The sequence below is a fragment of the Caballeronia terrestris genome, from assembly GCF_001544515.1.
Classification (GTDB): domain Bacteria; phylum Pseudomonadota; class Gammaproteobacteria; order Burkholderiales; family Burkholderiaceae; genus Caballeronia; species Caballeronia terrestris.
In genome coordinates, this window is record NZ_FCOL02000165.1 from 1 (window position 1) to 4,947 (window position 4,947).

The following is a 4,947-nucleotide window of genomic DNA, read 5'->3' on the forward strand; positions in this document are numbered from 1 at the left end:
TTCTTGACCGTCTCGGGCGTCGCGGCGACGCGCGCCTCGTTCGCCCGCGTTTCAGCAGGCACTCCGATGTGCATCTTGATTCACCTCTGTGTAAGTCTGGGACAGCGCTGTCGTGGTATAGGGCTGCCCCGGCTCCTATTTGGCGGGCCCCTACAATCTGTAAATCCGCTCTGCATTGTCGTGAAACAGCGCTCGACGCTCAGCGTCCGAGAAGTCGAGCGTGATGGCTTTGAACGCATTGAAGACTTCGTCGTAACTGCTAAACAGCTTGTCGACTGGAAAGTTACTCGCGAACATGCAACGCTCTGTGCCAAACGCATCGATGGCAGCAAGAACGAACGGGCGGATGCTGTCGGTCGTCCACTTCCAGTCGCCCATGCCGAGCCCCGATATCTTGCAAAACACGTTTGGTGCAGACGCGAGCAATTTCATGTTTGCTCGCCAGGCAGCGATGTCGTCAGCGTCTCGATCGACCGGCATGCCCGTATGGTTGAGCACCATCGGCGTGTCGGAAAACTTCTTTGCAAGCGCGAGCGCCTCGGCCATCTGCGTGTAGTAAAGCTGCAGATCGAAAGAGAGATCAAAGCGCTTGAGCAGCGCATAGCCGCGCTGCCACTGCGCATCGCTCATCAAATGCGGATGCTCGATGAATGTCTTGACCGGATCGCGATGGTAGTTGAGGCACTGGCGGATCCCGCGAACGTTCGGAAAAGCGCAGTGCTCTTCGATCGTCTGCTGGACGTTCGGTGAAGCAAGGTCCGCGAACGCCACGATGCCGTGCGGATAGCCATGCTGGTCTGCCACGCTTTGCAGCCAGCGAGTCTCCGCGACCGGGTCGTTATGGTCGTACTCCACCTGCAGGTGAACCGTCTTGACGACATTTTGATTCTTGATGTCTTCGCGAAAATCGTCGATCAGATAGTCGCGACGGATCGCCGAGTAGTCGCCAAAGACTCGCTCGAGCATTTTGTCTTGCAACCACGGATAGCGTCCGGTTTTCAGATCGTACAGGTGATGATGGGGATCGATGATAGGCAGGTTGTCCACGTTGTCTCCTGATCGGTTCGTCATGTTCGTTAGCAAGGACAGTCGGCGGGAAGCGTGCTTCCGACCGACGTTCACCTGGATGCGAGTGCTTCAGTATTTCCCTGCCGACGGCGGATAAACTCGCTTGACCACCTTCTGCGCATCAGGCTGGTCGATGGTCTCCTTGGTCACCAGCGGCTCTTTCAACGCGAGTTGCTGCGTTGTCGGCTTGCCAGTCAGAGCGTTCGACACCTGAGTCGTCGCATCGATGCCCTGCCCTACCGCTTCCTGCAGGAACAATCCTTGAATCGCGCCATCGCGCAGCAGCTTGATCGTGGTCGGGCTGCCGTCTGCTGTCACGACCGCGACCTTGCCTGTCATGCCCCGTGTTTGCAATGCCTTGGCGGCGCCCGTGCCGGCCTCGTCATACATGCCATACAACGCGCGAATGTCGGGATGCGCGGTGAGGATGTCGTTCGCTTGAGCAACGGCTTCCGATACCGTGAGTCCATGCGTCTCGAGCATCTGCGTCAGATCGCAGCCATCGGCCTTGAACGATTCCTTCGCCCCCGTCAGATACTTCTGCGCGTTCTCGCGATCCTGCGGTAGGGAGAGCATGCCGATCTTATTGCTGCCACGCTCCTTCGCGAGCTTGCACACATACGAGCCTTGCGCCTTTCCGGTTTCATAGTTGTTCGCCGTGACCGCGGACGTGTAGTCGGTCTGTCCCGGTTGCGGACCGATTCCGGCGAAAGCGATCGGAACTTGCTTCTCCTTCAACACGCGCAGAACCTGCGGTGTGCTTGTGGAACTCACGGGGCCCATCACTATTGCGCTGACGCCGCGTGTGAGCGCGGTGCGAACATTGTCCATTTGCTTGGCGGGCGAGTTCTCGGAAGTCAGCTCGATGTAATTCATACCAAGCTCCTTGGCTCTTTCCTTCACGCCGTAGCCCACCCACTGCCAGTAGGAAATGTCGAGCGACGGTGCGATGTAAGCGACGGTCTTGGCATCCGCCGCTTTCGCAGAGTTAGCCGCCAGCGACAGGCCGAACGCGATGGAAGCGAATGCAATGGCGCGCACGGGATGCCGCATCGATTGAGCAATGCTGTTCAACATGAAATGTCTCCGTTTATGTAGTGTCCGGCTCTAGCGCCGGGCTTTGGTCACGCGGTCGATCAGCACCGCAATGAGGATGACGACACCCGTGACGGTGCCTTGCCAGAAACTATTAACGCCGATGAGGTTCGCGCCGTTCTGAATGATGGTGATCATTAACGCGCCGAGCAGCGCGCCGATCGCCGACCCTGTGCCGCCAAAAAGACTGGCGCCGCCGATGACGACCGCCGCAATTGCCTGGAGCATGAGGCTCGATCCTGCCGTCGCTTCGGAATTCCCGATGTACGAGACACTGACCAGCCCGGAAAACGATGCAAGCAGACCAGACAGGACATACGCCGACATGCGCACGCGATTGACGGGAATTCCGATCACACGCGCCGACGAGCTGCTGCTGCCGATCGCGTAGAGCCAGCGACCGGCCACGAGCTTGCGAAGGCAGACTTCGATGACGATCAGCAACACGGCACACCAAAGCACGTAGTTGGGCACGCCTGGGATGAGCGTTCCCGCGTCGAGCAGCCAGAAGTTCGGATCGGAGATCGGCAGCGAATGGCCGTCGGTCACGATGAACGAGAGGCTTCCGGCGATCGCATAAGTGCTCAACGTCACGACGAACGGCGCCAGGCCGATGTAGGTCACCAGCGCTCCGTTGACGGCACCGATCAACAGCCCGATAGACAAGCCAGCCGCACAGCTGACGAACGCACCGAAGCCGTGTGCCATAGCCAGGCCCGTGACCATGCCCGTCAATGAAAAAACGGAGCCTACGGAAAGATCGATGCCACCGGTAATGACGACAAGCAATACGCCGAACGCCATGATGACGAGGGGCGCGGACGCTTGCGCGACGTTAGACACGTTACCGACCGATAGCGCTGCTGGCACGATGAAGCCGACAGCCAGTTCCATCACGATGATGGCAATCGCGATAGCGATCTCGGTTCGGTAAAGACTCAGCAAACGACTGCGGCCGCGTGGGCGTGATGCATCTGCGACTGGTTGAATGACCGTCTTCATGTTCGTCTCCGTTAAGTAATCGAGCCGGCGTCTCATGCACCGCTTTCAAATAGCGTTTTTTGCTGCCACTAGGTCTTAGGCCGCCATGCCGGTTGCATGCGCGAGTTCCGCCTCGTTGATCTGGGTATCTTTCAAGATTGACGTTGGCCGACCGTCCGGATCGAACGCGAGCACGGTGTCACACAACTCGGCCAGCTCAACGTATTCGGTCGACCACCAGACGATAATTGCGCCTTGCGCCGCCATCTCGCGAATCAGTGTGTAGATTTCCCGCTTCGTGCCGATGTCGACACCACGCGTCGGCTCTTCCAGCACCAGTACCGTTGGTTTTAATTTGAGCCAGCGCGCGATCAGCAGCTTCTGTTGCGTTCCGCCGCTGATAGTTGCGGGCAAGTCCCAAAGCGAGCCCGCACGGATGCTGAGCGCATGGAGCAGGTCGCGGCCATCGGTCACTTCCGTGTCGCGCACGGTGCGTTTGCGTCCGATTACGCGTGCCGACGCGGCGAGGTTGTCGACGATCGGGAGGTTCGCAAGAATCCCCTTGTTAGCGCGGTCTCCCGAGACGAATCCGATGCCATCGCGCGCAGCGGCAGAGGGCCGCCGATAAGCGACCGCCATTCCATTGCGCGCGATGGACCACTCGTTCGTCGACGAGACGCCGGTGAGGGCGTCCATCAACGCTTCCGGCCCGGCAGGCGGCCCGGCAAGCCCAAGAAGGGTGCCTGCCCCGATTTCGAGATCGATTCCCTCCGTTTGCATGCGTAACGTGTTGGGCGTGCCAGCGTGGGTGCCGGTGCTGCCATTTCGCCTTCGTTGGTCTCGCGGTGGCTCTTTCGTTATGTCCACGGCGGCCTGACCCATCTGGTCGACGATTTCAGCGTCGGTGATCGACGTCAGCGCCACCCGATCGACGGCGGTCTGACCGTTTCGAATGATTGTGCAGACGTCGGCAATTTGACGGATTTCTCGCATCCGATGCGAAACGAACAACACTGCGAGCCCCTTGTCGACCGCAAGCCGTCTAAGAACGGCAAAAAGCCGCTCCGTCTCGCCAGCAGTCAGGTTCGCGGTCGGCTCGTCGAGCAGAAGTAGAGACGCCCCTGAGTCCAGCGCACGAGCGATCTCGACCAGTTGCCGTTCATGCAGACTCAGATCCGCCACGAGCCGGTCGACGGCGGCATGCGCGAACGCAGGGTCGATTAGCGAAAGGGCATCGACGGCTATGCGGCGTGCCTCGCCCCCGTTGAACTGGCTCCATGCGCGATGACGCCGTGGCAGCGCGATGTTCTCAGCGACCGTCAGATGCGGCAGCAGCGCGAGCTCCTGGCTGACGACCGCGATTGAGTTCTCGTCGGGCGTCTCAGCGCCTCCCGACGATGCACGGTTCTGTGCGAACTCGAGACTTCCCCCGTCGCGTTCGATCTGTCCAGAGATAATCTTGATGAGGGTAGATTTGCCGGCCCCGTTTCCGCCGAGAAAAGCATGCACCTCTCCTGCGGCGACCGACAGATCGAAGCCTTTGAGGACACTCGTTGGGCCGTAACTCTTTACGATCCCGCGCGCGGCCATCAGGTAGGGCAGTTTGTTCACAGGTACTCCTTCGTTCTTTCGGTTTTCAAGGTCCTTCAGCACAAAACGGATCGCTTAGATAGATTTACCCATTGTCTCCTTCCGTATTCCTAATTGAATGCGATTGAGGACGAACGCTGTTAGAGATTGCACCTGAAATCGCCTGTCTTTGATGAGCGGTGCGTCAACGAACCGGACGCACCGTCCTCCACT

Annotated in this window: 4 protein-coding genes; all 4 read right to left on the bottom strand. The window is 59.2% G+C overall.

What is annotated here, in order from left to right; all coding sequences use genetic code 11:
* Nucleotides 1-150 precede the first annotated feature (150 nt).
* The 4 genes from AWB67_RS34435 to AWB67_RS34450 all read right to left on the bottom strand — a co-directional run bounded on the left by AWB67_RS34435 (nucleotide 151) and on the right by AWB67_RS34450 (nucleotide 4,755).
* Nucleotides 151-1,038, bottom strand: coding sequence for an amidohydrolase family protein (locus AWB67_RS34435; protein ID WP_200822390.1), 888 nt, complete (start codon nucleotides 1,036-1,038; stop codon nucleotides 151-153).
* Nucleotides 1,039-1,137: 99 nt separating this feature from the next.
* The gene (locus AWB67_RS34440; RefSeq protein WP_200822389.1) at nucleotides 1,138-2,145 is read right to left on the bottom strand and encodes a substrate-binding domain-containing protein; all 1,008 of its coding nucleotides are present in this window, start codon (nucleotides 2,143-2,145) and stop codon (nucleotides 1,138-1,140) included.
* Nucleotides 2,146-2,175: 30 nt separating this feature from the next.
* Nucleotides 2,176-3,165 carry an ABC transporter permease gene (locus AWB67_RS34445; protein ID WP_087660424.1) on the bottom strand — a complete coding sequence of 330 codons (990 nt, stop codon included), beginning with the start codon at nucleotides 3,163-3,165 and terminating at the stop codon, nucleotides 2,176-2,178.
* Between the two features lie 75 nt (nucleotides 3,166-3,240).
* A complete protein-coding gene (locus AWB67_RS34450) occupies nucleotides 3,241-4,755 on the bottom strand; it encodes an ATP-binding cassette domain-containing protein (RefSeq protein ID WP_235025523.1) in 1,515 nt (504 codons plus the stop codon).
* Nucleotides 4,756-4,947 lie beyond the last annotated feature (192 nt).